Source organism: Rhizobacter sp. P1_G5, assembly GCF_056405435.1.
On record NZ_JBFUCB010001064.1, the window covers coordinates 1 to 1,017 of the forward strand.

Annotated in this window: 1 pseudogene; it reads left to right on the forward strand. The window is 71.1% G+C overall.

Annotated elements, in window-relative coordinates:
• A pseudogene (locus tag AC1D12_RS34015) lies at positions 1–1,017 on the forward strand (hypothetical protein); the annotation flags it as partial.

A 1,017-nucleotide genomic window follows, 5' to 3' on the forward strand; every position in this document is an offset into this window, starting at 1 on the left:
ACGCTGACCTGGGTGCCGTTGGCCAACTCCACCAGTGGCGCACTCGGCCCGCGGTACACGAGCGACCGCGGCACGGCGAACGCGGCGGTGTTCCCGCTGTACGACAGCATCGATTCGTCGTACGTCGTCGCCACCGTCACGCGCGACAGCGGCGTCGGCAGCGGCCAGGTGATCGAGGAGTTCAGCTACCGCGGCCTCAAGCTGGCCCACGACGGGTATGGCCCGCGCGGCTTCCGCGAGGTGCGCCGCCAGCGGCAGGCGCCCGACGGCACGGTGCTGACGCAGGTACTGCAACAGCAGCAACGCCATCCCTACATTGGGCTGCCGGTGCGCAGCGAGACCTGGCGCAGCACACTCGACCAGGCGTCGGGGCTGGTGCTGTCCAGCGAAGTCAACGTGCATTGCGAGAGATCCGCCGGCGCAACTGCCGAAGCGAACGCCACGGCGGACGCACCGTGCCCGCTGGCGGCCGGCACGCGGATCCTGCGGCCCTATCTCTACAAGACCACCAAGACCGGCAAGGAGCCGGCCACCGGGGAGGCGTTGCCGGTCACCACGACCACCAACCGCTTCAACGACAACGGCGACCCGACGCAGGTGGACACGCTGACGAGCGGCAACGCGGCCGGTGTGGCGCAGACCGTCACGTCGACGGCGAAGTACGTCTATGCGGCCGACAACATCGCCGGGGACAACTGGTTGCTCGGCCGCCGTCAGGGCAGCACGCAGACGAATGTGGCGCCGAACAGCCTGGCGGCGGTCGGTGCGAGCGCTGGAACGGCAGCCGGTGCGAGCGCCACGCGCGGCACCGCGCCGGCGGCCGCGCTGAGCGCACCAGCCTTTGCGACCACGCAGATCGGGCAGAGCAGCGGCGCCACGGCGACGCTGAGCAACACCGGCGGCGTGGCGATGAACCTGACGGTGCCGACCGCTGCGGCGGTGTCGTCGGCATCGGGCAGCGAGTTCGGCTTTGCGGGCACGACCTGCGGTGCGAGCCTGGCGGCGGGTGCCTCGTGC